At 68.7% G+C, this 24,182-nt stretch carries 20 protein-coding genes and 1 other RNA gene; 8 read left to right on the plus strand and 13 right to left on the minus strand.

Going from position 1 to position 24,182, the window contains the following annotated elements; all coding sequences use genetic code 11:
- The first annotated feature begins 30 nt into the window (after positions 1-30).
- Together AC30PD_RS01245 and AC30PD_RS01250 are read left to right on the plus strand one after the other, a co-directional pair.
- A complete protein-coding gene (locus AC30PD_RS01245) occupies positions 31-1,905 on the plus strand; it encodes a serine/threonine protein kinase (RefSeq protein ID WP_489533816.1) in 1,875 nt (624 codons plus the stop codon).
- Complete coding sequence (locus tag AC30PD_RS01250) at positions 1,902-4,307, plus strand: protein kinase domain-containing protein (RefSeq protein ID WP_489533817.1); 2,406 nt, start codon at positions 1,902-1,904, stop codon at positions 4,305-4,307. The genes AC30PD_RS01245 and AC30PD_RS01250 overlap by 4 nt, the downstream gene beginning before the upstream one ends.
- Before the next feature lie 16 nt (positions 4,308-4,323).
- Here AC30PD_RS01250 and AC30PD_RS01255 read toward each other — a convergent pair whose 3' ends face one another.
- The 4 genes from AC30PD_RS01255 to AC30PD_RS01270 all read right to left on the minus strand — a co-directional run bounded on the left by AC30PD_RS01255 (position 4,324) and on the right by AC30PD_RS01270 (position 8,810).
- Positions 4,324-5,862 carry a sensor histidine kinase gene (locus AC30PD_RS01255; protein WP_489533818.1) on the minus strand — a complete coding sequence of 513 codons (1,539 nt, stop codon included), beginning with the start codon at positions 5,860-5,862 and terminating at the stop codon, positions 4,324-4,326.
- Positions 5,863-5,940: 78 nt separating this feature from the next.
- An RNA gene (ffs, locus tag AC30PD_RS01260) (signal recognition particle sRNA small type) lies at positions 5,941-6,037 on the minus strand.
- 66 nt (positions 6,038-6,103) lie between these two features.
- Positions 6,104-7,669 carry a phospholipase D family protein gene (locus AC30PD_RS01265; RefSeq protein ID WP_489533819.1) on the minus strand — a complete coding sequence of 522 codons (1,566 nt, stop codon included), beginning with the start codon at positions 7,667-7,669 and terminating at the stop codon, positions 6,104-6,106.
- A gap of 10 nt (positions 7,670-7,679) precedes the next feature.
- The gene (locus tag AC30PD_RS01270) at positions 7,680-8,810 is read right to left on the minus strand and encodes an AIR synthase-related protein (RefSeq protein ID WP_489533820.1); all 1,131 of its coding nucleotides are present in this window, start codon (positions 8,808-8,810) and stop codon (positions 7,680-7,682) included.
- Between the two features lie 115 nt (positions 8,811-8,925).
- Between AC30PD_RS01270 and dnaX the strand changes: the two genes are divergently transcribed.
- The 3 genes from dnaX to recR are packed head-to-tail and all read left to right on the plus strand — an operon-like array spanning position 8,926 to position 11,700.
- A complete protein-coding gene (gene dnaX, locus AC30PD_RS01275) occupies positions 8,926-10,725 on the plus strand; it encodes a DNA polymerase III subunit gamma/tau (protein WP_489533821.1) in 1,800 nt (599 codons plus the stop codon).
- A 22-nt stretch (positions 10,726-10,747) separates the two neighbouring features.
- The gene (locus AC30PD_RS01280; protein ID WP_489533822.1) at positions 10,748-11,074 is read left to right on the plus strand and encodes a YbaB/EbfC family nucleoid-associated protein; all 327 of its coding nucleotides are present in this window, start codon (positions 10,748-10,750) and stop codon (positions 11,072-11,074) included.
- Between the two features lie 38 nt (positions 11,075-11,112).
- Complete coding sequence (gene recR / locus AC30PD_RS01285) at positions 11,113-11,700, plus strand: recombination mediator RecR (protein WP_489533823.1); 588 nt, start codon at positions 11,113-11,115, stop codon at positions 11,698-11,700.
- A 13-nt stretch (positions 11,701-11,713) separates the two neighbouring features.
- Here recR and AC30PD_RS01290 read toward each other — a convergent pair whose 3' ends face one another.
- Both AC30PD_RS01290 and gloB read right to left on the minus strand, forming a co-directional pair.
- Positions 11,714-13,369 (minus strand): transglycosylase SLT domain-containing protein, encoded by a 1,656-nt coding sequence (locus AC30PD_RS01290; protein ID WP_489533824.1) that lies wholly within the window; start codon positions 13,367-13,369, stop codon positions 11,714-11,716.
- On the minus strand, positions 13,366-14,136 hold the full coding sequence (gene gloB / locus AC30PD_RS01295) for a hydroxyacylglutathione hydrolase (RefSeq protein ID WP_489533825.1): 771 nt from the start codon (positions 14,134-14,136) through the stop codon (positions 13,366-13,368). Before gloB ends, AC30PD_RS01290 begins: the two co-directional genes overlap by 4 nt.
- Between gloB and AC30PD_RS01300 the strand changes: the two genes are divergently transcribed.
- Complete coding sequence (locus AC30PD_RS01300; RefSeq protein ID WP_489533826.1) at positions 14,135-14,965, plus strand: class I SAM-dependent methyltransferase; 831 nt, start codon at positions 14,135-14,137, stop codon at positions 14,963-14,965. The genes gloB and AC30PD_RS01300 overlap by 2 nt on opposite strands.
- A complete protein-coding gene (gene rnhA / locus AC30PD_RS01305; RefSeq protein ID WP_489533827.1) occupies positions 14,955-15,416 on the plus strand; it encodes a ribonuclease HI in 462 nt (153 codons plus the stop codon). The genes AC30PD_RS01300 and rnhA overlap by 11 nt, the downstream gene beginning before the upstream one ends.
- Positions 15,417-15,447: 31 nt before the next feature.
- Here rnhA and AC30PD_RS01310 read toward each other — a convergent pair whose 3' ends face one another.
- Together AC30PD_RS01310 and AC30PD_RS01315 are read right to left on the minus strand one after the other, a co-directional pair.
- Positions 15,448-16,752, minus strand: coding sequence for a roadblock/LC7 domain-containing protein (locus tag AC30PD_RS01310; protein ID WP_489533828.1), 1,305 nt, complete (start codon positions 16,750-16,752; stop codon positions 15,448-15,450).
- Between the two features lie 123 nt (positions 16,753-16,875).
- Positions 16,876-17,718: an AraC family transcriptional regulator gene (locus AC30PD_RS01315; protein WP_489533829.1), complete on the minus strand. Its 843-nt coding sequence runs from the start codon at positions 17,716-17,718 to the stop codon at positions 16,876-16,878.
- Positions 17,719-17,811: 93 nt separating this feature from the next.
- On the opposite strand from AC30PD_RS01315, the gene AC30PD_RS01320 reads away from it, so the two are divergent.
- A complete protein-coding gene (locus AC30PD_RS01320; RefSeq protein WP_489533830.1) occupies positions 17,812-19,050 on the plus strand; it encodes an MFS transporter in 1,239 nt (412 codons plus the stop codon).
- A 5-nt stretch (positions 19,051-19,055) separates the two neighbouring features.
- Here AC30PD_RS01320 and AC30PD_RS01325 read toward each other — a convergent pair whose 3' ends face one another.
- From AC30PD_RS01325 to AC30PD_RS01345, 5 genes are read right to left on the minus strand one after another with little or no spacing between them, the layout of a single operon-like run.
- On the minus strand, positions 19,056-19,922 hold the full coding sequence (locus tag AC30PD_RS01325) for a sugar phosphate isomerase/epimerase family protein (protein ID WP_489533831.1): 867 nt from the start codon (positions 19,920-19,922) through the stop codon (positions 19,056-19,058).
- An 11-nt stretch (positions 19,923-19,933) separates the two neighbouring features.
- Complete coding sequence (locus AC30PD_RS01330; protein WP_489533832.1) at positions 19,934-21,124, minus strand: dihydrodipicolinate synthase family protein; 1,191 nt, start codon at positions 21,122-21,124, stop codon at positions 19,934-19,936.
- 28 nt (positions 21,125-21,152) lie between these two features.
- On the minus strand, positions 21,153-22,520 hold the full coding sequence (locus tag AC30PD_RS01335; RefSeq protein ID WP_489533833.1) for an enolase C-terminal domain-like protein: 1,368 nt from the start codon (positions 22,518-22,520) through the stop codon (positions 21,153-21,155).
- Between the two features lie 3 nt (positions 22,521-22,523).
- The gene (locus AC30PD_RS01340) at positions 22,524-23,345 is read right to left on the minus strand and encodes an ABC transporter ATP-binding protein (protein WP_489533834.1); all 822 of its coding nucleotides are present in this window, start codon (positions 23,343-23,345) and stop codon (positions 22,524-22,526) included.
- A gap of 21 nt (positions 23,346-23,366) precedes the next feature.
- Positions 23,367-24,149, minus strand: coding sequence for an ABC transporter permease (locus AC30PD_RS01345; RefSeq protein WP_489533835.1), 783 nt, complete (start codon positions 24,147-24,149; stop codon positions 23,367-23,369).
- Positions 24,150-24,182 lie beyond the last annotated feature (33 nt).

Raw genomic sequence — 24,182 nt, forward strand, 5'->3', positions numbered from 1 at the left:
GGTCCAATCGTGGCACTACACCCTTGCACGATGGTCGCCCACGCCTTGCCCGCCGCCCCTTCAGCGAACCCGATCCGCTCGTTCGGCCGTTTTGCGCTGCGCCAGTTGCTGGCCAAGAGCGCGGCCACGATGGTGTGGCTCGCTTTCGACCCGCGCGCCGACCACGAAGTGATGCTCACGCTGCCGCGCGTGCAGCCGGCCGATGCCTACGCGCTCGAACTCTGGTTGCGCGACGCGCGGCTGGCTGCGCGCCTCGACCACCCGAACCTCGCGCCGGTCTCCGAGATCGGCGTGCAGGACCACTGGCCTTTCATCGCCGTCGACCGCAGCCACGGCGTCACGCTCGGCGAATGGCTCGCCGCCCACCCGGGCCCGCAGCCGGCCGAAGTGGTGGGCTGGGTGCGTGACCTGCTGCAGGGCCTGGCGTTCGCGCACGAAGCCGGCGTGGCGCACCTGAACCCGCAACTCCACAGCGTCTTGATCAACGACCGCGGCGGGGTCAGCCTGATGGCGCTGGCCGCGGCCTGCGAAGTGACCGAGACGCCGTTCGACCAGCCGCGTGCCCGCGGCAGCGAGCGTGGCATGGCCATGGACGCCGGCCTGTTGCGCGAGCGCCGCGCCGCCGCCAGCCGCGACCTGCTGGCCTGCGGCGTGATGCTGCACCACCTGCTCACCGGCCAGCCGGCGCTCGACCAGCCCGACACCGCGCTCGTGATCCAGCGCATGACCCCGATCGGCCGCGAACTCGTGCGCCTGCCGTGGACCACGCCGCTGCCGATCCCCGAAGCCTTGCGCGCCATCGCCAACCGCTGCACCGCCGGCCAGGAACGCCTGCGCTACCAGAGCGCCCGCACACTGCTCGGTGCGCTGACCGGCTGGCTCGAAGCCCAGGCTGATGACGGCGGTGGCCCGCTGGTGTTGCTGCTCGATCGTTTGGGCACAGTCGGCCACCTGCCGGCGCTGCCTGGCCTGGCGACGCGCGTGGCGCGTGTCACGAGCCTGGAAAGCCAGCGCACCGACGAGATCGCCGACCAGGTGCTCGAAGACATGGCGCTCAGCTTCGAGCTGCTGCGCACACTCAATTCGGCGCAGGTGCAGGGCACGCAGATCCAGGGCAACGGCCCGGTGCTCACGCTGCGCCGCATCATTTCGCTGATCGGGGTGAACGGTGTGCGGCTCGCGTCGAACACCTTGCGTGCCTGGCCGGGGCCGCTTTCCGAGCCGCACGCGGCGGCTCTGCAGACCACGCTCGAACGGGTGCGGCTGGCCGGCCACACGGCCCAGGCCTTGCGCCCGGCCGGGTACGACGCGCAGGTGGTGTTCCTCATCACTGCGCTGCAGAACCTCGGGCGGCTCATGCTGCGTTACCACTTCGCCGACGAAGCCGAGCAGATCCAGCAACTGATGACACCCACGCCCGCCGACCACGTCGCCGGCACTCCCGAACAACCCGGCCTGAGCCAGGACGTGGCGGCGTACGCGGTGCTCGGTGTCGACATCGAATCGCTCGGCGCCGTCGTCGGCCGCTATTGGGGCCTGGGCGACGACGTGATGCACATGGTGCGCCGCCTGCCGCCCGAAGCGCCGGTGCGCAAGCCCGACAACGACGCCGACGTGCTGCGCCTCACGGCCAGCGCCGCCAACGACGCGGTCGACGCCGTCAGCCTGCTGACCGGCCCGCGCGCCGTGGCCGCCATCGGCCAGGTGGCTCAGCGTTACGCACGTGCGCTCGGCATCAACGCGCGCGACGTGGGCGACGCCTTGCAGGCCGCCCGCGAAGCGGTGCGCAAGGGCACGCCGCTGCCGCCGCCCAAGCGGGGCGACACGCTGACCGGTGATCAGGCCGTGCCCGCCGCCCAGCCCGACCCTGCCGCCACGCCCGAAGCCGCGCCGACCACCCGATGAAACTCGGCCGCTTCGAACTGCAGCGTGTGCTGGGCGAGGGCGCGCAGGCCACGGTGTGGCTCGGGTTCGACGCACGCCTCGAACGCGAAGTGGCGGTGAAGCTGATGCGGGCCGATGCGGCCGCTGACCCGGCCGCCGTGAACCAGTGGCTGCAAGAAGCGCGCAGCGTGAGCCGGCTCACGCACCCGAACATCGTGCCGGTGTTCGAAGCCGACCTGCACGAGCACCAGCCCTACCTGGTGTTCGAGTACGTGCCGGGGCCGACGCTGGCGCAGCACCTCAAGACGCGTGGTGCACTGCCCGTGACCGAAGCGGTGGCGATGATGCTGGGCGTGCTCGACGCGCTGCACGCCGCGCACGCCGCCGGCGTGGTGCACCGCGACCTGAAGCCCTCGAACATCCTGGTCGACACGCAAGGCCGCGCACGGGTCATGGATTTCGGCATCGCCGCGCGGCTGCACGACCCTGGCAACCTCGACCAGATCGTCGGCACGCCCGGCTACATGTCGCCCGAAGCGACCCAGGGCGGCCTGCCGACCGAAGCGATGGACGTGTTCTCGGCCGGCGTGGTGCTGGTCGAGCTGCTCAGCGGCGCGCGCCTGATCGCCGAGCGCGACCCGTATCGCGCGATGCACTTCGTGGCCAGCACCGACCTGAAGCTGCCCGAAGGTTTGTCGTCGGAAGTGAACGACGCGCTGCGGGCGCTGCTGCGGCGCGCGATCGAGCGCGACCCGGCGCGGCGCTGGCCGAGTGCGGCTGCCTTTCGCGACGCGCTGCAAGCCTGGCTTTCGCCGGCGCCGAGTGCCGACGAGGCCGACGCCGCCGCGGGCAACAGCAATGCCACGCTCGACTTCCTGCTGCGGCGCATGCGGCACAAGAGCGACTTCCCGGCGCTGTCGGACTCGGTGGCGCGCATCCAGCGTGTGGCCAATTCCGAGAACCAGAGCATCGGCAGCCTGGCCGGCGAAATATTGAAAGACGTGGCGCTCACCAACAAGCTGCTGCGCCTCGTGAACACCGCGCACTTCTCGAGCGCGGGTGGCAGCGTGAGCACGATCTCGCGCGCCGTGGCGCTGGTCGGCTTCGCCGGCATCCGCAACCTGGCGACGAGCCTGGTGCTGGTCGAGCACATGCACGACAAGGCGCACGCGAACCAGCTCAAAGAAGAGTTCTTGCGCGCGCTGATGGCCGGCATGCTGGCGAGCGAACTCGGCGGCGTGTCACGCGACAGCGAAGAAGCCTTCATCGGTGCCATGTTCCAGAACCTCGGCCGCCTGCTGACCGAGTACTACTTTGCTGAAGAAGCACGCCAGGTGCGCGGCATCGTGGCCGGTGCCGGGCCGGGCCGGCCGGGCGCAGCGCCCAGCGAAGATGCGGCATCGACGAGCGTGCTCGGCCTGAGCTTCGAGGCGCTCGGCATCGGCGTGGCCAAGTCGTGGGGGCTGCCCGACACCTTGCAGCGCTGCATGCGCCAGCCACGCGGCGAACCCCCGACGCGCGAACCGCAAGACGCCGGCGAACGGCTGCGCTGGTTGACGTTTGCCGCGAACCAGATCGCCGACACCGTGTTGCGCACCGAACCCGAGCATGCCAAGGCCAGGATCGGCGACGTGGCCAAGCGTTTTGCCCGCACGCTCGGTGTGCCGGCGGCCCGCATCGAAGCGGCCACCGAAGCGGCGCAGAAGCGCCTGGCCGAAATGGCCACGGCCATGAACCTGCAGGTCGGCCCGCAGTCGCCGGCGCGGCGCCTCTACGCCACGCCCGACACCCGCAGCGACCCCCGAACCGGAGCCGCCACGCTGCGCGAGCCGCCGCCCGATTCGCTCACCCCGCACACGCTGCAGGCCACGCGCACGATCGTGCAGCAGCGCGAGCCCACGCCGCTCGACAACGCCACCGAAGTATTGGCCGCCGGCATCCAGGACATCACCAACACGATGGTCGAAGACTTCAAGCTCAACGACGTGTTGCGCATGATCCTCGAGACCATGTTCCGCGCGCTCGGCTTTCGGCGCATCGTGTTCTGCCTGCGCGACGCCAAGACCGATTCGCTCACCGGCCGCTTCGGCCTGGGCGAAGGCGCCGAGGCCGTGTCGGCCAAGTTCAAGGTGCCGCTCAAGGTGGGCGGCGACCTGTTCACGGCTGTGTGCGTGAAGGGCGCCGACACACTGATCGCCGATGCCACCGTGGCCCAGATCGCATCGCGCCTGCCGGCCTGGTACCGCGAGGGCGTCAACGCACCGGCTTTTCTGCTCTTGCCGATGCAGATGAAGAATGCACCCTTCGCGCTGATCTACGCCGACAAGGCGGTGCCGGGCGGCATCGAGCTGGGCGAGAAGGAGTTGTCGCTGCTGCGCACCTTGCGCAACCAGGCGGTGATGGCGTTCAAGCAGGCGGCTTGAGGCACCGACAGCCGTCTCAGAGTGTCGGGCTGGGCCGAGCCGGGAAGGCAAGTGTGAAGGTCGACCCGATTCCGGGCTGGCTTTCGACGCGGATGCTGCCTCCCATCAATTCAACCAATGTTCGAGCGAGAGCCAAGCCCACGCCCGTGCCCTTGACGCCCGTGTTTTCGGCGCCAAGGCGGTCGAACGGTGTGAACAGGCGATCGAGCTGAGCGGCCGACATGCCGATGCCGCTGTCCTTGATCACGACTTCGACACGAACTCCATCACTGTTCGTAGACAGCGACACGACTCCGCCGGGGCGGTTGTACTTGATGGCATTCGACAGTACGGTATTGAGCACCTGCTGAAAGCGCTTCGGGTCGAGCTCGACGATCAGCGGTAGCGTCTGTGTGGTCGCCTTTGAAAGAACAACCTCGGCCGCTGCCGCAAGACCAGCAAAATGCGCCATGACGCGGGGGATCTCGGTTTCGAGATTGATCGGCGAAGGTCGCAGAGTGATGTTCCCTCTCTCGGCACCAGCAAGGTCTAGAACTTCGTCGACCAACTCGAGCATGTGCTCGCCGCTGCTGACAATCATTTCAGCCCACTGGCGATGCTTGGCGGATGTGCCCTGATCCATTTGGAGCAATTGGGCGAAGCCGAGCACAGCATTGAGGGGCGTGCGCAACTCGTGACTCACGCGCGAGAGGAGTTGGCTCTTGTTACGCGACGCCGACTCCGCCAGGTCGTGCTGCAGCTGGGCTTCAGTAGCCTGGCGTCGAAGTGTGATGTCAAGTGCGGTGCCACGCAGCGTGACGGGTCGCCCACTCTGATCAAGCTCGACTTCGCCCCTGCCCTCGATCCAGCCCGAGCTGCCGTCTGGGCGCTTGAACTCGAGCTCGAGCGAGTAGGGCGCACCGGTCGTGAGCGCCCGCTCGACAGCCGAGCTCAGCTGCTGCCAGCTCGAGGGCGCGTACAAGGCAGCATGCTCGGCGTAGGTCGGCGGCAGGCGACTGGGATCGCGGCCGAAGATGCGGTAAAGCTCCTCCGACCAAGTGGTGATATCGGGTTCGATCTCCCATTCCCAGCTACCGATCTGCCCGAGTCGTTGCGATTCGCGCAAGGCGGCATTGCTCTTGCGCAGCAGCGTCAGTACGCGCGCATTCTGTGCCGCCTTATTGCGCAATGCTGATTCGACTCGCTTCAGCGAAGAGACGTCGGTGACCTCGACGGTGAAGCCGAGCACCTCGCCATCGACGATGTCCGGAATGTATCGAGCCAGGCCGTCGCGCGCCGTGCCGTTCGGGCCGGGCACCACGCGCTCGAACGACTGCTCCTTGCCTCTCAGTGCGGCCCGGATGTACCCCTCGTTGAGCGTGAACAGCTCGGGGCCGAGCAGGTCCTGGAGCGAGGTGCCGACCAGGGCGTTTGGATCCACGCCGAACCAGACTTCGTACGCTCTGTTCGCAAACCGGCAGCGCAGGTCGCAGTCCCAATACGCCAGCATGGACGGGGTGCGGTCAACGAGGCGACGCAGGTGGTGAGCGGAGTTCCGCTCGAAGGTGTCGTTCATGGTTGCCTCCCGCCGCACAACGTTGAGACACTCGATACACCCCGCTGAGCATGCTTCGGGAACAGACGTCTGTATGGGGTTGACGAGCCTGACCCCGGCACTGGTCACAACGGTTGGGGCTGCTTCGTTCCCGACCTGACCCGGTTGGCCGCGCTTCCATGCGGGGAGGCCCGTCGATTGCCATTCTAGGCGAGTGCGAAGTCACCCCTCGCGCAGGGTCTTCTTCAACGAGCCACGCACTTCACAACTGGCTCTCGGGAATGAACCACGACAGCAGCATCAGCCGCAGGCGCTGCAGCACGCTGGTGTCGGGGTCGATGTCGAGTTCTTCCTGCGTGTCGGCGTCGACGGCGGTCCAGCGCACGCCCTTGCCGTCGTGGCGCAGCTGCACGCGGTAGACGCCGGTCATCTCGTCGACCTTGTAGGCGCTCAGGATCATCGCGGCGAGATCGGGGTTGTGCACCATCATGCCGATCTCGGTGTTGATCTTCTCGGAGCGCGGGTCCAGGTTCATCGAGCCGACGAGCACGGTCTTGCGGTCGAGAAAACCGAGCTTGGCGTGCAGCCGCCCGGTCGAGGCACCCAGCAGGCCGCGCAGCGTGTGGTCGAGCTTCAGGCGCGCGGAGCTCATTTCGTACAGGTCGACGCCCATCTTCAGCAGATCTGCCTGGTGGCGCTCCAGGCCGATGCTGACCAGCGGCTCGTCGCTGGCCGCGAGTGAATTGGTCACCACGCGCACGCTGACGCCGGCAGCCCGCAGCTGCTTGATGCGCTCCAGCGCTTCGGCACCAGGAATGAAGTAGGGCGAGAACAGCAGCACCTCGCTGTTCGCGCCGCCCAGCGCCTGCAGGAAACGGTGCGTGACCGTGTCGTTCACGGGAAAGCTGTAGTTCTTCGGTTCGATCTTCAGCGGCGAGTCGGCAAACGAGTAGGCCTCGGCTGCGAGCCAGCGAAGGTGGCCTCGTGCCAGCGCCTTGCTGAAGGGTGGTTCGCCGAAGAAGTCGGTGCCGGTGACCAGCGGTTCGGGTGTGTCGGTGGCCGTGTACTGCTCGAAGCCGGCACGCAGCACCTCGGGTGCTGCTGGCGGCGGGCCCGAGGCGCGCACGATGTCGAGTGCGGGGTAGACCTGCGTGCTGTTCCAGTAGAGGTCGAACCATTGGTTCAGTTGCGGCAACACGGCACCGGTGACGAGCAGGTCGAAGTCGATGAAGTTGCCCTGCTTGCTGCGCAGGAAGTATTCGTCGGCGAGGTTGCGGCCGCCCACCATCGCGACGGAACCGTCGGCGATGAAGAGCTTGTTGTGCATGCGGTGGTTGAGCCGCTCGAAGCCCCAGGCCAGCGCCACCAGCCGGCGCAGCGAAGAATCGCGTGCGGTCACGAAGGGGTTGAACAGCCGCACCTCGACGTTCGGAAACGCGGCCAGGCCGAGCAGCAGCCGGTCCATGTCGGTCGTATACAGGTCGTCGAGCAGGACGCGCACGCGCACGCCGCGCACGGCGGCGTCGCGCAGCGCACGCAGCAGCAAACGGCCGGTCGGGTCGTCGGCGATCAGGTAGCTCTGCAGGTCGATCGATCGGGTGGCGGCGCGGATCATCGCCAGCCGCGCATCGAGCGCGAACGAGGCCTGTGGCAGCGGCCACACGCCGCTCTGGCCTTCGGGCAACGCGGCGTCGTGGGACAGCTTCACGAGTGGCGCATCGGCCGCGCCCACCAGCGCTTTCGACGGCACACGCTCGACCTGCGGCAACACGCCGGCGCAGCCGGCGAGCGCGGCGACCAGCAGGGTGCCGATCAGCCGGTAGAGCATGGCCGGGTGTTCAACGCAGTTGCAGGTCGTCGCTGCCGAAGCGCAGGTTCAGCGGCTCGATCACGAGTTGCTTGGCGCCCGCGCGCACGTCACCGGCGACCCAGGCCTTGATGCCCTGCGCCTGCGCCACGTCCACGGTGCGCTGCGCCTCGGCCGCGGGCACGAAGATCGCGAAACCTGCACCCATGTTGAAGGTGCTGTAGGCCTCGCGGTCGTCTTGGTGGGCTTGCTGCTGGATGAACTTGAGCACCGGCGTCACCTCGGGCACGGTGTGGATGTGGTACGCGTGTTCGGCCGGGTGGCGCAGCAGCTTGCGCCAGCCGTGGCCGGTGATGTTGGCGCAGTAGTGCGGCGTGATGCCGGCCTTGTAGAGCGCTTCGGTGACGGGCGAATACAGCACCGTGGGTGCGAGCAGCGCTTCGCCGTAAGACAGGCCCGGCAATACCGGCGTCAGGTAACCCTGCGGCAAACGCTCCACCAGCTTGCGCGCAAGGCTCAGACCGTTGGCGTGGATGCCGCTCGAGGCGAGCAGCACGATCGCGTCACCGGGGCCGAGCTTGTCGCCGACCGACAGGCGTTCCTTCGGGTTGATCAGGCCGGTGCAAGAAGCCGCGAGGTCGATGCGGCCTTCTGCCACGATGCCGGCCAGCGCCGGCGTTTCGCCGCCACCCCAGGCCACGCTGCAGGCGTCGCAGGCGCGCTTCCAGCCGGCCACGAGGGCTTGTGCGCGTTGTGCGTCGGCGAACCAGTCGGAGCCGCCCGCAGCCCAGTAGGCCTGCACCACCAGCGGCGTGGCGCCCACGGTGATCAGGTCGTTGATCGCCATCGCGATGGTGTCTTGCGCGATGCTGTCGTAGTAGCTCTTGCCGGTGAGCGTGTGCATCTCGTCGGCGACCAGTGCCTTCGAGCCCAAGCACTCGACGATGCTCGCGATGTAGAACGGGCCCACGTCGACCACGTAGGCCGATTCGCCGCGCGAGGCCGCCACTTCGCTGAAGCCGTGCGCGGCCAGGTGGCCGGCGGTGGCCGCGGCAGCACGCTGCGCCGTGACCTTCAGCGGGTCGATCAGGTCGTAGTTGACCCCGGCCTGCTCGTAGCTCAGGGTGGCGCTGTGGGCGATGGGGGCGGCGGTGGGGTTCATCAAGGGGCGTCGGGCTGGGGGGCGGTGCAGGGCATCGGGAAGAGACAGCGGAATTATCCGGTACTGGCGCGGGTGGCCGGGGCGAGCCCGGCGAGGCCCCCCGTAGAATGAACTCATGTCCTACGTCGTCCTGGCCCGCAAGTACCGGCCGCCCAATTTCGAAGCGCTGGTCGGGCAGGAGCACGTGGTCCAGGCGCTGGGCAATGCCTTGACGCAGCAGCGCCTGCACCACGCTTACCTGTTCACCGGCACGCGCGGCGTGGGCAAGACCACGATCTCGCGCATTCTCGCCAAGTCGCTCAACTGCACCGGCGCCGACGGGCAGGGCGGCATCACCGCGCACCCCTGCGGCGTGTGCGAGGCCTGCCGCGACATCGACAGCGGCCGTTTCATCGACTACGTGGAGCTCGACGCGGCCTCGAACCGCGGCGTCGAAGAGATCTCGCAGCTGCTCGACCAGGCCGTGTACAAGCCGGTGCTCGGGCGCTTCAAGGTCTACATGATCGACGAAGTGCACATGCTCTCCAACACCGCGTTCAACGCGATGCTGAAGACGCTCGAAGAGCCGCCCGAGTACCTCAAGTTCGTGCTCGCCACGACCGACCCGCAGAAGGTGCCGCCGACGGTGCTGTCGCGCTGCCTGCAGTTCAACCTGCGGCCGATGGCGCCGCAGACCGTGCACGAGCACCTGGCCGACGTGCTCGCCAAAGAGAACATCGCCGCCGAGCCGGGCGCGCTGCGTCTGCTCGCGCGCGCGGCGCGTGGTTCGATGCGCGACGGCCTGTCGCTCACCGACCAGGCCATCGCCTTCGGAGCCGGCGCGGTCGAAGAGGCTGCCGTGCGCCTTATGCTCGGTGCCGTCGACCGTGGCCATGCGGTGCGCATCGTCGAAGCGCTAGCCGCCGGTGATGGTGCGGTGCTGGTCGCGGCGGCCGACGCCTTGCGCGCGCTCGGCCTGTCGGCCGGTGGCACGCTCGAAGAGCTGGCGGCGCTGCTGCAGCAGATGGCGGTGCTTCAGGCCGTGCCCGATGCGCTGGACGCGAACGACCCCGATGGGCCGACGGCGCTGCGCCTGTCGGCCCTGCTCGCGCCCGACGAAACCCAGGTGGCCTACAGCATCGTCGTGCATGGCCGCGCCGAGCTCGCGCTGGCGCCCGACGAATACAGCGGCCTCGTGATGGTGCTGCTTCGCCTCCTCGCGTTCAAGCCGCCGGTGCCGGGCGCATCGCCCACGCCGCGCGTGGCATCGAGCGCACCGCCCACCAAGGAGACAGCCGCCGCCTCGCTGGCGGCCAGCCCGGCGCCGGTGCGGGCCGTGCCGCTGGCGCAACCCGCCGTGGTGGCCGCGGCACCCGTCGCGCGTGCCCGTGTCGCGGCCAGCGAGCCGCCACCGTGGCTCGATGCGCCGTTCGAAGAAGAAGTGGCTTCAGCGCCGGTCGCGCACAAGGCGAAGGAGCCCGAGACCTCTTTTGTCGCGTCGCCACCCGCGGCGCCAGCGGTCGCCTTCGTGCCGAACGCGCTCGGCGAACGCTGGGCCGCGCTGGTGCGCCAGATGATCGACGCCGGCAGCATCGGTGCGCTGGTGCGCGAGCTGGCGATGCAGGCGCAATGCATCGGCTTCGACGAAAGCGCGGCGGGCGTGGCCTGCCGCCTGCGCGTCGAGCGCGAGATGCTGCGCGCACCGGTGCACGCCGACAAGCTGCAGGCGGCGCTCGCGCAGACGCTCGCGCTGGCCGTGCGCCTCGAACTCGAGCCCGGCGTGGCCGAAGATTCACCCGCCAAACGCGAAGCCGCCGAGCGGGCACGCCGCCAGGCGCAGGCCGAACAGATCATTCACGACGACCCGCTGGTGCAGGCCCTGATGGCGCAGTACAAGACGGCGCGCATCGTGCCCGGATCGGTCAAACCCCACTGACATTGCAGGAGCGAACCAAACCATGATGAAGAACCAACTTGCCGGCCTGATGAAGCAGGCGCAGGCGATGCAAGACAACCTGAAAAAGGCGCAGGAAGAGCTCGCCACCATCGAGGTCGAAGGCCAGTCGGGCGCCGGCCTCGTGAAGGTGGTGATGACCTGCAAGCACGACGTCAAGCGCATCACCATCGACCCGAGCCTGCTCGCCGACGACAAGGACATGCTCGAAGACCTGGTGGCCGCCGCCTTCAACGACGGCGTGCGCCGTGCCGAAGAGCTGAGCTCCGAGAAGATGGGCAAATTGACCGCCGGCATGCCGATGCCCCCGGGAATGAAATTCCCGTTCTAGTCCTGGCATGAAGTTCCCCTTCTGAGCCCCGTATCGCAGTGACCGAGCCCTCGCTGGACGCGCTGGTCGAGGCGCTGCGCCGCCTGCCCGGCGTGGGCGTGAAGTCGGCGCAGCGCATGGCCTTTCACCTGCTGCAGCACGACCGCGAAGGCGCGCAGCAGATCGCACAGGCGTTGCAGTCGGCCGTGACGCATGTGCGCCACTGCGAACGCTGCCACACCTTCACCGAAGCGCCGGTCTGCCGCACCTGCCTCGACCCGAGCCGCGACGCGAAGCAGCTGTGTGTCGTCGAAACCCCGGCCGACCAGGCGGCGCTCGAACGCACCGGCAGTTACCGCGGCCTGTACTTCGTGCTGATGGGGCGGCTGAGCCCGCTCGACGGCATTGGCAGCAACGACATCGGCGCGCAGCAGTTGCTCGAACGTGCGAGCGACGAAAAGACCGAAGAAGTGATCATCGCGACCAACTTCACCGCTGAAGGCGAAGCCACTGCCCATGTGCTGGCCGAAGCGCTGAAAGCGCGCGGCCTGCGGGTGACGCGGCTGGCGCGCGGCGTGCCGATCGGCAGCGAACTGGAATACGTGGATCTGGGCACCATCGCCCACGCGCTGGTCGACCGGCGCTGAACCGGGCGTTCGATCAGTTGCGGGTGCTCTTGTCGGCCGACCGCGCAGCCGCCACGCGGCCCGGCTTGACGGCCGCCTTGCGCGGCGCAGCAGCGGTTCGTGTGCTCGCCTTGTGCGTGCCGCTGCTCCTCGTCTTGGCGACGACCTTGGCGCCGCGAGACGCTTTGGCGGCCACGTAGACGGTGATGCTCTGCCCCGGCCGGAAGCTCGCCGAGGTGCCGACCGAGTTCCACTGCGCCACCTGCGCCGCGCTGACGCGATAACGCCTCGCGACCGTGGCCACGCTGTCCTTGCGTCCGGCCTTCAGCGACACCTTGCGCAGGCTCGGGCCGTCGGGTGCGAGCGACATCGACGCGTTGTCGGCCACTTCGACCGACACGTCGGTGGTGCGATGCGCCGCACGCGGCACCAGCAGCGTGGAGCCGGTGGTCACGAGCATGCGCAGCGGGATGCGGTTGACCTCGCGCAGCTCGGCTTCGTCCATGCCGACGATGCGCGCCGCTTCTGACGGGCGCATGGTCTTGGGCACTGTCCAGGCCGTCCAGCTGGCGAGCGGGCCGCGATGCTGCGGCAGCTCGCGCACGAAGCGGTTGGCGTTGTCGTAGGGCAGCAAGACCTGCTGCGTGCCGGCGGCCAGGATCACCGGCTTGTTCATCTGCGGGTTCAGGGTCTGGAAGTCTTCGAGCCGCATGCCGGCCAGACGCACCGCGACCGCCACGTCCATGTCGCGCTCGATCGGCACACTTAAGAAGTAGGGGTGATTCGACAGCACAGGCAGCGCCAGGTTGAAGTCGGCCGGCCGCGCCACGATGTTCTTCACCGCCTGCAGCTTGGGCACGTAGTACTGCGTTTCGTTCGGCATCTTCAGGCTGGCGTAGTCGGTCGGCAAACCGAGCTTCTGGTTGCGCTTGATGGCGCGCTGCACGCTGCCTTCGCCCCAGTTGTAGGCGGCCAGTGCGAGGTGCCAGTCACCGAACATGCCATGCAGCTTCTGCAGGTAGTCGAGCGCGGCGCGGGTCGAGGCGAGCACGTCACGCCGGTCGTCGCGGAAGATGTTCTGCTTGAGCGAAAAGTCCTTGCCGGTCGACGGAATGAACTGCCACATGCCGGAGGCCTTGGCGCTCGACATGGCCTGCGGGTTGAAGGCGCTTTCGATGAAGGGCAGCAGGGCGAGCTCGGTCGGCATGCCGCGGTTCTCGAGCTCTTCGACGATGTGGAACAGGTAGCGGCCGCCGCGTTCGGTCATGCGCTGCACGTAGTCGGGCCTGGTCGCGTACCACTGCTCGCGGTTGCGCACCAGTTCGCCTTCGAGGTCGGGCATGGCGAAGCCGCGGCGCACGCGGGCCCACAGGTCGGTCTGGGCCGAGCGGTCGTCGAGGTCCAGGCGAACCTCGGGGCGCAGCGGGTCGACGGGCACCGGCGCGGTCGCGACTTCGGCTTCGGGCGCCGAGGCCGCGGTGCTCGGGCCGGCGATGGCGCCGGGCGCCGGCACGGCCGCATCGGCGGCGGCTGGTGTGGCAGTGAGCTGCGCTGGTTTCGCCGGTGTTTCGCCGGGTGCCGCGTCGGGCGGAGCGATGGCACAAGCCGCCAACAACGCGGAGAACCACAGCACCGTGGCGCGGCCGAAAACCAGGGACCGGCCGGAACGGCGCTGTGGAGTCGACATCATCGGAATTCGTTCTTCCATTGGCGCAGCGTGGCGAGCACCGCCACCGGGTCGGTGCTCGGCGCGCCGCGGGTTTGCGCGGTGAGGGCCACGCCGGGTTCGGCGCAGCGCAAGAAAGGGTTGACGAGCCGCTCGGTGGCGATCGACGAAGGCAAGGTCGGCTCGCCGATCGCGCGCTGCGCTTCGCACCAGGCCGTGTAGTCGGCAAGCGCCTGGTTGACCGGCTCGACCGCTCGCGCGAACTTCAGGTTCGACAAGGTGTATTCGTGCGCGCAGCAGACCCGCGTGGCCGCCGGCAGGCCGGCCAGGCGAGACAGCGAGTGGTGCATCTGCGCCGGCGTGCCTTCGAAGAGCCGGCCGCAGCCGCCGGAAAAGAGCGTGTCGCCGCAGAAGAGGATCGGCGCGCCGCCGCCTTCTTCGGTGAAGTAGGCGATGTGCCCGCTCGTGTGGCCGGGCACGTCGATCACCGTGAAATGCAGGCCGAGCACCTCGACCGTGTCGCCATCGTCGAGCGCGATATGCGGTTCGGGAATGCGCTCGCGCCGCGGGCCGTAGACCGGCCCTCGCAAACGCGGGCGCAGATCGTCGATGCCACCGACGTGGTCGGCGTGGTGGTGGGTCACTAGAATCGCGGCCAGTTCCAGCCCGTGCGAATCGAGCGCCCTGATCACCGGCGCCGATTCCCCCGGATCGACGACGACGGCACGCTGGCCATCGTGGAGCATCCAGATGTAGTTGTCGGAAAAAGCGGGCAGGGCAATCAGGTTCATGGCAGAGCGCGCGATTATAGGTTTGACCGAGTGGCTGCAGACGCCGGCGGGCCGTTACGTGCTCGAGTGGGAGCAGGGCCACCTCGACACGGCAGTCGCCGACCTGTTCGGCTTTCACGCGCTGCAGCTCGGGCTGGCCGAGCTCGATGCGCTGCGGGCCAACCGCATGCCGCACCGCTGGGTCGGTGTCGAGACCGCCGCACCCGAAGCAGCCCGGCCCGACGATGCGGGCCAGGTGCCGCGCGCCGCGGTGGCGCTGCATTGCGACTTCGACGCCTTGCCTTTCGACAGCGCCAGCCTCGACCTCGTGGTGCTGCCGCACGCACTCGAACTCGCACGCGATCCGCACCTGGCCCTGCGCGAAGTCGAACGGGTGCTGGTGCCCGAAGGGCGGGTCGTGATCGTCGGGTTCAACCCGTCGAGCCTGTGGGGCCTGCGACAAGCCATCGGCCGGCTGCGGCGTGGCCTCGGGCTGGGCAAGAAGCGCGAGTTGTTCCTGCCCGGCGGCGGCGAGTTCATGCGCTACCGCCGCTTGCGCGACTGGTTGCGCTTGCTCAGCTTCGAGGTCGAGGCCGGGCGCTTCGGCTGCTACCGCCCGCCGGTGCGCTCGCAGACCTGGCTGTCGCGCTTCGAGTGGGCCGAGCACATTGGCGAGCGCTGGTGGCCGGTGTTCGGCGCGCTCTATTTCGTGGTGGCCGTGAAGCGTGTGCGTGGCATGCGGCTCGTGGGGCTCGCGCGTGCGCAGCGGGTCGTCAACCAGGCTGCGCCGGCGCCGGTCGTCGCGAGCCATCATCAACATTCGAACAGCAGCGATGCCCATGAGCACTGAACCCGGCACCATCAAGCGCCCACACGTCACCGTCTACACCGACGGCGCCTGCAAAGGCAACCCGGGCAGAGGCGGTTGGGGAGCCTGGCTGCAGACCGGCGAGCACGAGAAGGAGTTGTTCGGTGGCGAGCCGATGACGACCAACAACCGCATGGAACTGACCGCCGTGATCGAAGCGCTGAACTCGCTCAAGCGCACCTGCGACGTCACGATCTACACCGACAGCCAGTACGTGCGGCAGGGCATCACCGAGTGGATCCACGGCTGGAAGCAGCGCGGCTGGAAAACCGCCGACAAGAAGCCGGTGAAGAACGCCGAGCTCTGGCAGCGCCTGGACGCGCTGCGCAACCTGCATGCGGTGGAGTGGCGCTGGGTCAAGGGCCATTCGGGCGACCCGGGCAACGAGCGCGCCGATGCGCTCGCGAACAAGGGTGTCGACCAGTTGGCGTGAGCAGCGGCCGGCACAGCGCGGCGGCGCGCGGTCACATCATGCCGCGCTCGAGCTCCATCAGCTGAAAGCGGGCCAGCGCGAGGTTGCTGCGCTGCTTGTCGAGCAGCGCCACCAGAAACAGCTCGGGGTGGCGCGAAACGGTGCGCATCACGTGGTGGCGCGGGCCGGCACTCGTCATCACTTCGTCGATCTGCTCCGACAGGCCCATGGCCCGCGCGGCCTGGCGGTGGGCACGCAGCACCTGGGCGCTGGCGGCGGCGGTGAGATCCATGTCGACCGGCTGGTCTTCGCGCACTTCGCGTGCCAGCACCAGGCCGGTGGTGGAATCGACGATGGCGCAGCCGAGCAGGCCTTCGAGCGGCAGCAGGCCGGCCAGCGCCTGCTTGGCACGCACCGGGTCGAGCACATGGCGGCTGACACGCATGACCTGCGGTGCCGGGGTGGCCGGAGCGATGGGCGCCGCGGGCAGTGGCATGCCGGTGAGCGAACGCGCGTGCGAGCCGTCGAGCTCGCTGACCTTGATCGGGAAGCCGTTCTCGCCCTCGAGCGGCGGGTGGGCCGAAGGCTGCCAGCCGGGCTGTTGCTTGATCTGGTTCCAGATGCCAAGCATCGCGTTCCAGACCGATGAAGCACCGGTCATCGACTCGCTGATCACGTCGACGTGCAGGCCGGCGGGCCAGACCACGGCGCTGACCTTGTTGGCGATCCAGACCGCGTTCGGCGGCAGCATGAAGAGCAGGTTCGGGCAGCGCCAGTTCGGCAGCGACACGGCGACGAGCAGCGAGTCGAACAGTGCGTCGATCGCGTGCGGCTGCATCGGGCCGATGATCACCGTGGTCATCTGGCTGCGCTCCATCAGCGCGACCGGGATCTCGGCGGTTTCCTTGCCCGGCGAGCGCACGTCGGCGTGGTAGATGCGCAGCGTTTCTTCGTGGCGCCGGACCAGCGTGGTGCGTTCGATGGTGGCCAGCGTGCGCAGCGTGGAGTGCTCGCGCAGGTGCAGCCGCTCGACCGGCCGGCCGCCAGCATCAGACAGTGCCTTGATGACCGCCGAAGCCCACACGCCCACCGGGTCGAGCAGGGTGATCAGCGAGCTGGCGGTGTCGAGGTCGGAGCGGGTGGCAGCGAAGTGTTCGCGGATGGCCTGGGCCGGCGAGCCGGTGACGACCAGGTCGTGCGAATGGCGGTCGACCATCTGGCCACGTTCGTTCACCTCGGTCGCCATCGTCTGCATGATGGCCGTGGCGGCGAAGCCATGGTCGGAATCGTCTTCGCCGACGCCGCGTTTTTTCGGGCCCCTTGCGGGGCCGAGGTCACCGAACAATGATGTGAGCACCTGATCCCCTGCGGCTGTGGCTGAACGAACCGCTGCAGAACGGCTCAACGCCGGAGTCTATGTTCGCGCGGCCGGTTCGCCAAGCCCTGAGGATGCGGGGCTTGACTGAACGGCCACGCCGCGTCACGACACGAAAAACCGGCTCGGCGGCGCCCCCATCGAGCGCCGTACCATCGCGCTGAAGGCGCTCGGGCTGGCGTAACCGAGCTCCGCGGCGATCGCGGCCATCGGCATCTTGCGGGCGGCCAGGCTCACCGCCCGCGCCAGCAGCACCTGCTGGCGCCACTGCATGAACGAGGTGCCCAGTTCGCTGCGAAACAGGCGCGCCACGGTGCGCGGGCTGGCACCCGAGTCCTGCGCCCACCCGTCGAGCGTGGTGTGCAGGGTCGGGTTCGCGAGCACCGCTTCGCACAACGCGCGCAGGCGCTTGTCGTTCGGCAGGTCGACACCCAGCGCGACCGGCGGCGCGCGCCGAAGTTCGTCGACGAACAACGCGCTCAGGCGGCGTTCACGCTGCAGAACGTCTGAGGTCAAGGGCGTGCCGCCATCGGGCGTGGTGTCGAGTTCGAGGGCCAGCGCACGCAGCAGCGCGGAGACCTCGAGCACCCGGCACTGGCGCCAATCGGCTTCGAGCGCGCGCGCCACCTGCGGCCCACAGCGGCCTCGCGGCTGGTACAGGTAGAGCGTCAACAGGTCGGCGTCTTCGAGCACGGTGACGGCGTGCTCCACACCGGGGGGCACCCACACGGCGCGCGATGGCGGAACGATGTAGGTGCCGCGTTCGACCGTGAGCCGCACCACACCGGCCGCCGACATCGCGAGTTGGGCCCAGTCGTGGCGGTGCGGCACGACGCGCGTGTCGGCGCTGAAGTGCAGCAGGTTCGCGCGCAGCGGCCGTTCGGCGGTCGGCTGATGTCGCCGCGGCGACACGGGTGGAACGGGCGCGGCGCGGTGCATCGTCTTCATTGGCGGATTATCGACAGAAGTTGACAAGCTGTCGTCAATCGGACGAGCAGCCTGCGCCTACCATGGGCGCGTCCTGTCACTCGCGTTCCACCCATGACCACTCTCACGGCCGCAGCCCCGCCGGCGCGGCAAGACGCCCAGTTGATCGGCCTGGTGGGCATTGCGCACCTGATCAGCCACTTCAGCCAGCTGTTGCTCGCGCCGCTGTTCCCGTGGCTGAAGGACGACTTCAACGCCAGCTACGCCGAGCTCGGCCTGCTGATGTCGGTCTTCTTCGTCGTGTCTTGCCTGGTGCAGACACTCTCGGGTTTCGTGGTCGACCGCTTCGGCCCGCGGCCGGTGCTGTTCGCAGGGCTTTCCTTGCTCGGCGCGGCCGCGTTCGGCTTCTCGGCGAGCCACAGCTACGCGATGCTGGTCGTGTTCTCGGTCGTGGCCGGCATCGGCAACGGTGTGTTCCACCCGGTGGACTACACGCTCCTGAACCGCAAGGTGCATCCCACCCGGCTCGGGCACGCGTTCAGTGTGCATGGCATCACCGGCAGTCTGGGTTGGGCCCTGGCACCGGCGATGCTGGTGCCGCTGGCCATCGCGTACGGCTGGCGCGTGGCCCTCATGTGTGCCGGCGCGCTGGCCTTCGTGGTGCTCGCGTTTCTCTGGCTCAACCGGGGGCAACTCGCGCTCGACACCCCGGCCGTGCCCAAGGCGGGCGACACGGCGCACGGTGCCGCCGAGCACACGCTGGCGTTCCTGAAGATCCCGGCCGTCTGGATGTGCTTCGGCTTCTTCTTTCTCTACGCGATGGCGCTGAGCGGCGTGCAGGCTTTTGCACCCGAGGCGGCGCGGCTCTTGCACAACGTGCCGCTGAGCGCGGCCGCGGCCTGCCTCACCATCTACATGGTGTGCAGTGCGGCCGGCATGCTCACCGGCGGGTTCCTGGTGTCCGACCCGTCGCGCTGCGAGCGTGTCATCGGCATGGGCTTCGGCACCGCCGCCACGGTCGCGTTGACGATCGGTTTCGTCGACATCCCGGCGATGGCGGTGCCGGTGCTGTTCGGCGTGATGGGCTTCGGTGCCGGCATCGCCGGGCCGTCGCGTGACCTGATCGTCAAGCGGGCCACGCCGCCGAACGCCACCGGGCGCGTTTATGGCGTGGTGTATTCGGGCCTGGACATCGGCCAGGCGATCGCGCCGTTGATCTTCGGCACGCTGATGGACTGGCACCGGCCGGCGCAGGTGTGGCTCGGCATCGCGCTGGTGCAAGGCGTGCTGATCGTCAATGCCTTCAACGTGCGCAAGGTGCGGCGCACGACCCTGTCACCCGCGACGGGCTGAGCCGTTCACACCACCGTGCGGTGGCGCGCGATGCAGGTGTCGAGCACCTCGCCGCCGTCACGCTGCCACCAGTCGCGCGACGAGAAGATCTCGACCTCGCTGTAGCCGCTGAAGCCTGCGGCTTCGACCCAGCCGCGAATGCGCGGAATGTCGATCACGCCGTCGCCCATCATGCCGCGGTCGCTCAGCAGCTCGCGCGTCTGGGCGAGCCAGTCGCAGACGTGGAACGCGAGCAGGCGGTCGCGCCCGGCGCGCTCGATCTGCGCCTGCAGCTTCGGGTCCCACCACACGTGATAGACGTCGACGGCCACGCCGAGCGCGCCGCTGCGGCCCGGGTCGAGCGCGTCGCACAGGTCGAGCGCCTGCTCGAGGGTGTTGACGCAGGCGCGGTCGGCCGCGTACATCGGGTGCAGCGGTTCGATCGCCAGCGGCATGCCCACGCTGCGGGCGTACTCGAGCGTGGCGGCGATGCCGTCGTGCACTTCGGCGCGCGCCGACGCGATGTTCTTGTGTTCCACGCGCTCGTCAAGCGCCCCGGGCAGGCCGCCGACGACGAGCACGAGACAAGCAGCGCTCAAGGCTTTCGCTTCGTCGACGGCGCGGCGGTTGTCGTCGAGTGCGTCCTGGCGGCCTGCGCTGGTCGACGCCGGAAACAGGCCACCGCGGCAGTAGCCCGACAGCACCATTCCGGTGTCACGCACCAGCGCGGCCAGTTTGTTCAGGCCGATGGCCGCGACCTGATCTCGCCACGGCGAGATCGCCTCGATGCCACGCTCGGCGCACTCGGTGACGATGCGATCGAGCGGCCACTGTGCCCGCAAGGTCGCGGTGTTGATCGAGAGCCAGCGATGGCTGGCCGAGAAGTCGCGCACCGCGGTCGTGCTCAGCCTTCGACGCCGTGCAGCGCCAGAAGCTGCCGCATGCGGTGCACGGCCAGCTCGGGCTGTTCGACAAGGCCGGCCGCGTCGGCCAGGCGGAACAACTCGGCCAGGTGAACCAGCGAGCGTGTGCTCTGCTGGCCGCCGACCATCGTGAAGTGGCTCTGGTGGCCGTTGAGCCACGCCATGAACACGACGCCGGTCTTGTAAAAGCGCGTGGGCGCCGCGAAGATGTGGCGCGACAGCGGCACGGTCGGCGCGAGGATCGCGTGAAAGCGGGCTGTGTCGCCGCTGGCCAGCGCGGCCAGCGCCGCGTTCGCGGCCGGCGCGATCGCGTCGAAGATGCCGAGCAGCGCGTCGCTCTGCTGCTGGTTCACCGAAGCGCCCACGCCGTCGCCGGCAATCAGCTCGGCGTAGTTGAAGTCGTCGCCGGTGTACATGCGCACGCCTTCGGGCAGGCGCCGTCGCATCGCGATTTCCTTGCCCTTGTCGAGCAGCGAGATCTTGATGCCGTCGACCTTGGCGGCATTCGCCTCGATCACGGCGAGCGCCGTGTCCATCGCGCGGTCGGCGTCGTCGCTGCCCCAGTAGCCCTTGAGCGCCGGGTCGAACATGTCGCCGAGCCAGTGCAGGATCACGGGCTGCTTCGCCTGGCGCAGCACGCGGTCGTAGACCCGCTCGTAGTCGGCCGGGCTCCTGGCGACGCGGGCCAGGGCTCGGCTCGCCATCACGATCAGCTTGCCGCCGAGCTTTTCGATCGCTTCCATCTGCTCTTCATAAGCACGGATGACGTCGTCGACGCTGCGCGCCGCTTCCACCGCCAGGTGATCGGTTCCGCAACCCGAGGCCACCATGGCGCCGGGCACGTCACGGGCCGCGTCGAGTGAACGACGGATCAGTTCGAGCGAGGTCGGCCAGTCGAGGCCCATGCCACGCTGCGCCGTGTCCATCGCTTCGGCCACGCCGAGCCCGAGCGACCAGAGGCGTCGCCGGTAAGCAATCGTCGCGTCCCAGTCGACCGCGCATTGCAGCCAGGGGTCGATCGCCGCGCGCGGGTCGGCGACCACGTGGGCCGCCGAGTAGGCGATGCGGTTGAATCGTGTGCCCGCCGGCGCGGTGACGATCGGCGTGGCGTGGCCGAGGGCGTAGGCCTCGAGCGCGCCGCTGCGGGTCGGGAGTCGAAGGCTCAGGTTCATGTCGTGTCTCCTGCGATGGGCGGGACGGTCACACCAGGGCGGTGGCCTCTGCGATCGGCCGCGTGGCCTGCCAGTCCGGGTCGGCGCCGTGGGCGTAGCCGGTGTCGAACAACGAGTCGATGGCGAGCACGCCGTCGGTGATGCGAAGCCGGCCCGAGTGGTCGTAGAGGTCGGCGTGGGCCTGCACGAAAGCCGCCTGCTCGGCGGCAGGCGCGCCGGCGAAACCGCGGCCGTAGTGGTGGCCGTTGCGCTCGCTGTGCGTGATGCCCAGCAGCGCGACGAGCGCGAGGTCTTGCTGCACCGACAGGCCGGCCTGGCAGGTCAGGTCTTCTGCCGACATGAAGTGCCGCGGCCAGCCCGCTTCGGCGTTCCACCGGTCGCAACGCGCCCGGTTGATGATCGACTTGTAGACACCCTTGCAGGCCTTGCTCGACACGCCGCTCCAGCCCATCGCACGCCCTTGCGCGAACGCGCCAAGCGTGCCGTCGGCCTCGTCCATCAGGAACGGCGTGCTGGCGTCGGCCGGCAGGGCGGTGCCCAGGCTCAGCTCGCGCGGCACGGGCTGCTCGATGTAGAGCGGCGGCGGCAGCGTGGCCAGGCCTCGCAGCAGCTCGCCCAGCGCTTCCATGCTCGCGTACTGTTCGTTGCCGTCGAGCGTGTAGCGGTAAGCGCCGGCCTCGGCGTCGAGCACCGCGAGCACGGCCCGCAGGCGCGCCAGATCGGAGCCCGGGTCGCCGCCGAGCTTGATCTTGAAACTGCGATGGCCGTAACGACGGATCACGGCGCGCAGGCTCACGGGCAGGCCGTCGTCGCCATCGCGCACCGCGTCGAGCTCGTCGAGCAGGCCGACCGTGTGGCGCGCTTCGATGCGGCGCAAGGTTTGCAGGGCGCCGAGCCACGCCGACCAGTCCCAGCCCGGCAGGTCGGCGACGCCCTCGATGCCGAACAGGTTGTGCCGGGCCGCGTCGAAGAAAGAACACGGCTGCGCGCGGCACAGCGCGTCGATCACGGCGCGGTCGATCACGGCCTGGCCAAAGGCCGACGAAAGTTCCGTCAGCCCGGCCTGGGCGCCGGCCTGCATCAGCGCTTCGCGGTGACGCGCGAACAGGCCGAACGACGACGCGGCCGAGTCGTTCGTGTACGCCGCGGCTGCGTTCGTGGCGGCGAGTGCCAGGTGCGCCACGTTGTCGCGCGGCGAGAACGCGGCGCGCTTGTCGAACCACTTCGGCACCATCAGCTCGGCGGCAAAGCCTTCGGCGCCATCGATCACGACGCGCACGAACAGTTGCGGGCAGGCCGTGAGCGTGTTGGCGCCGAAGCGGAACGGCAGGCGGAGCTGGACCGGCCGCACCCCAAGCTCGACCTCACGCACCACCAGCTTCATGGCTTCGGCCATGGTTCAGTGCGCGTCCAGGCTGCCCTGCGCATAGAAGTGCGCGCGCAGCGACCGTGCATAGCCGGCGAAAGCCTCGCTGCCCATCACGTCGAGCGGGCGCGGGCGGGGCAGGTCGATGTCGTAGGTCTGCACGATGCGGCCCGGCCGTTCGCTCATCACGAACACCCTGTCAGAGAGGAAGATCGCCTCGGGGATGCTGTGGGTGATCAGCAGCACGGTCTTCTTCGACGTCATCCAGATGCGCTGCAGCTCGAGGTTCATGCGTTCGCGTGTCATGGCGTCGAGCGCGCCGAACGGTTCGTCCATCAGCAGCACCGACGGGTCGTGCAGCAGGGCCCGCAGAATCGCAACGCGCTGTTGCATGCCGCCCGAAAGCTGCCACGGGTACTTCTGCTCGAAGCCGGTCAGCCCGGCCATCTCGATCAGTGCCTGTGCGCGCTCGCGCGCCGCGGCCATCGGCAGGTTGCGGATCTCGGCCTGCAGCAGGATGTTGTCGAGCACACGCCGCCAGGGCAGCAGCAGCGCGCTCTGGAACACGATGCCGACATCGGTCTGCGGCCCGCTCACCGCATGGCCCGAGAGCTCGAGTTCGCCGCCGCTGATCGGCAGCAGGCCGGCCACCATCTTCATCAGCGTGCTCTTGCCGCAGCCCGACGGGCCGACCACCGAGACGAACTCGCCGGCACGGATGTCGAAGTCGAGCGGCTTGAGTGTTTCGACCTCGCCGTCCTGGGTGCGGTAGGTCTTGCGAAGCCCGCTGGCCTTGATCAGCACCGGCGGCCCTTCGGCCCGTTCAGCGGCGTTCGACATGTGTTTGATTTCCATCGGCCGGTTCATCGTGCGTGCTCAGCTGGCTGCCTGGATGTCGTGGCGCTGCGAGGCGTGCCAGGGCATCATCCAGCGCTCGACCAGTTCGATCACGAGGAACAGCAGCACGCCGATCATCGAGAGGATCACGAGGCCGGCGAACATCAGCGGCAAATCGAAGTTGCCGTTGGCCTTCTGCAGCACGTAGCCGAGCCCCGCGTTCGAGCCGACGAATTCGCCGACCACCGCACCCACGACCGCCAGCGTGACAGAGACCTTCAGCCCGCTGAAGATCGCCGGCATGGCCTGCGGCAGGCGGAACTTCAGGAAGATCTTGAACGGGTTGGCGCCCATCGAACGCGCCAGGTCGATGACCTCGGGTTCGATCGACTTGAAGCCCTGCACCGTGGCCACGATGACCGGAAAGAAGCCGAGCAGGAAAGCGACGATCACCTTCGGCAGCACGCCGAAACCGAACCACACCACGAAGAGTGGCGCGATCGCGACCTTCGGCACCGATTGCGAGAACACCAGCAGCGGGTAGACGAAACTTTCCACCAGCCGCGAGTAGGCGATCCACATCGCGATCGGCACACCGACCACGGCCGACAACGCAAACCCGCCGAGCGTGGCGTAGAGGGTGGGCAGGGTCTCGCGCCACAGCATCGGCCACTCCTTGTAGAGCTGGCCGATCACCGACAAGGGCGTGGGAATCAGGTACGGCGGGATCTTCAGCAGCCGGATGCCCAGGTCCCACAGCAGCACCAGCACCACGAGCAGCAAGATCGGCCGGAAGGCGGGCGAGGTGATCCACTTTTTCATGGTGTGCTGGTGCGTCGCGGTGGGTTGATGAAG

It is taken from the genome of Rhizobacter sp., assembly GCF_032229685.1.
Taxonomy (GTDB): Bacteria; Pseudomonadota; Gammaproteobacteria; order Burkholderiales; family Burkholderiaceae_C; genus LMDS01.

What these genes read in the sequence shown, in the direction of transcription:
- AC30PD_RS01245 (WP_489533816.1), top strand. Translation starts at nt 31, where the DNA reads ATGGTCGCCCACGCCTTGCCCGCCGCCCCTTCAGCGAACCCGATCCGC.
- AC30PD_RS01250 (WP_489533817.1), top strand. Translation starts at nt 1,902, where the DNA reads ATGAAACTCGGCCGCTTCGAACTGCAGCGTGTGCTGGGCGAGGGCGCG.
- AC30PD_RS01255 (WP_489533818.1), bottom strand. Translation starts at nt 5,862, where the DNA reads ATGAACGACACCTTCGAGCGGAACTCCGCTCACCACCTGCGTCGCCTC.
- AC30PD_RS01265 (WP_489533819.1), bottom strand. Translation starts at nt 7,669, where the DNA reads ATGCTCTACCGGCTGATCGGCACCCTGCTGGTCGCCGCGCTCGCCGGC.
- AC30PD_RS01270 (WP_489533820.1), bottom strand. Translation starts at nt 8,810, where the DNA reads ATGAACCCCACCGCCGCCCCCATCGCCCACAGCGCCACCCTGAGCTAC.
- dnaX (WP_489533821.1), top strand. Translation starts at nt 8,926, where the DNA reads ATGTCCTACGTCGTCCTGGCCCGCAAGTACCGGCCGCCCAATTTCGAA.
- AC30PD_RS01280 (WP_489533822.1), top strand. Translation starts at nt 10,748, where the DNA reads ATGATGAAGAACCAACTTGCCGGCCTGATGAAGCAGGCGCAGGCGATG.
- AC30PD_RS01290 (WP_489533824.1), bottom strand. Translation starts at nt 13,369, where the DNA reads ATGATGTCGACTCCACAGCGCCGTTCCGGCCGGTCCCTGGTTTTCGGC.
- AC30PD_RS01300 (WP_489533826.1), top strand. Translation starts at nt 14,135, where the DNA reads ATGGCAGAGCGCGCGATTATAGGTTTGACCGAGTGGCTGCAGACGCCG.
- gloB (WP_489533825.1), bottom strand. Translation starts at nt 14,136, where the DNA reads ATGAACCTGATTGCCCTGCCCGCTTTTTCCGACAACTACATCTGGATG.
- rnhA (WP_489533827.1), top strand. Translation starts at nt 14,955, where the DNA reads ATGAGCACTGAACCCGGCACCATCAAGCGCCCACACGTCACCGTCTAC.
- AC30PD_RS01315 (WP_489533829.1), bottom strand. Translation starts at nt 17,718, where the DNA reads ATGAAGACGATGCACCGCGCCGCGCCCGTTCCACCCGTGTCGCCGCGG.
- AC30PD_RS01320 (WP_489533830.1), top strand. Translation starts at nt 17,812, where the DNA reads ATGACCACTCTCACGGCCGCAGCCCCGCCGGCGCGGCAAGACGCCCAG.
- AC30PD_RS01330 (WP_489533832.1), bottom strand. Translation starts at nt 21,124, where the DNA reads ATGAACCTGAGCCTTCGACTCCCGACCCGCAGCGGCGCGCTCGAGGCC.
- AC30PD_RS01335 (WP_489533833.1), bottom strand. Translation starts at nt 22,520, where the DNA reads ATGGCCGAAGCCATGAAGCTGGTGGTGCGTGAGGTCGAGCTTGGGGTG.
- AC30PD_RS01340 (WP_489533834.1), bottom strand. Translation starts at nt 23,345, where the DNA reads ATGGAAATCAAACACATGTCGAACGCCGCTGAACGGGCCGAAGGGCCG.
- AC30PD_RS01345 (WP_489533835.1), bottom strand. Translation starts at nt 24,149, where the DNA reads ATGAAAAAGTGGATCACCTCGCCCGCCTTCCGGCCGATCTTGCTGCTC.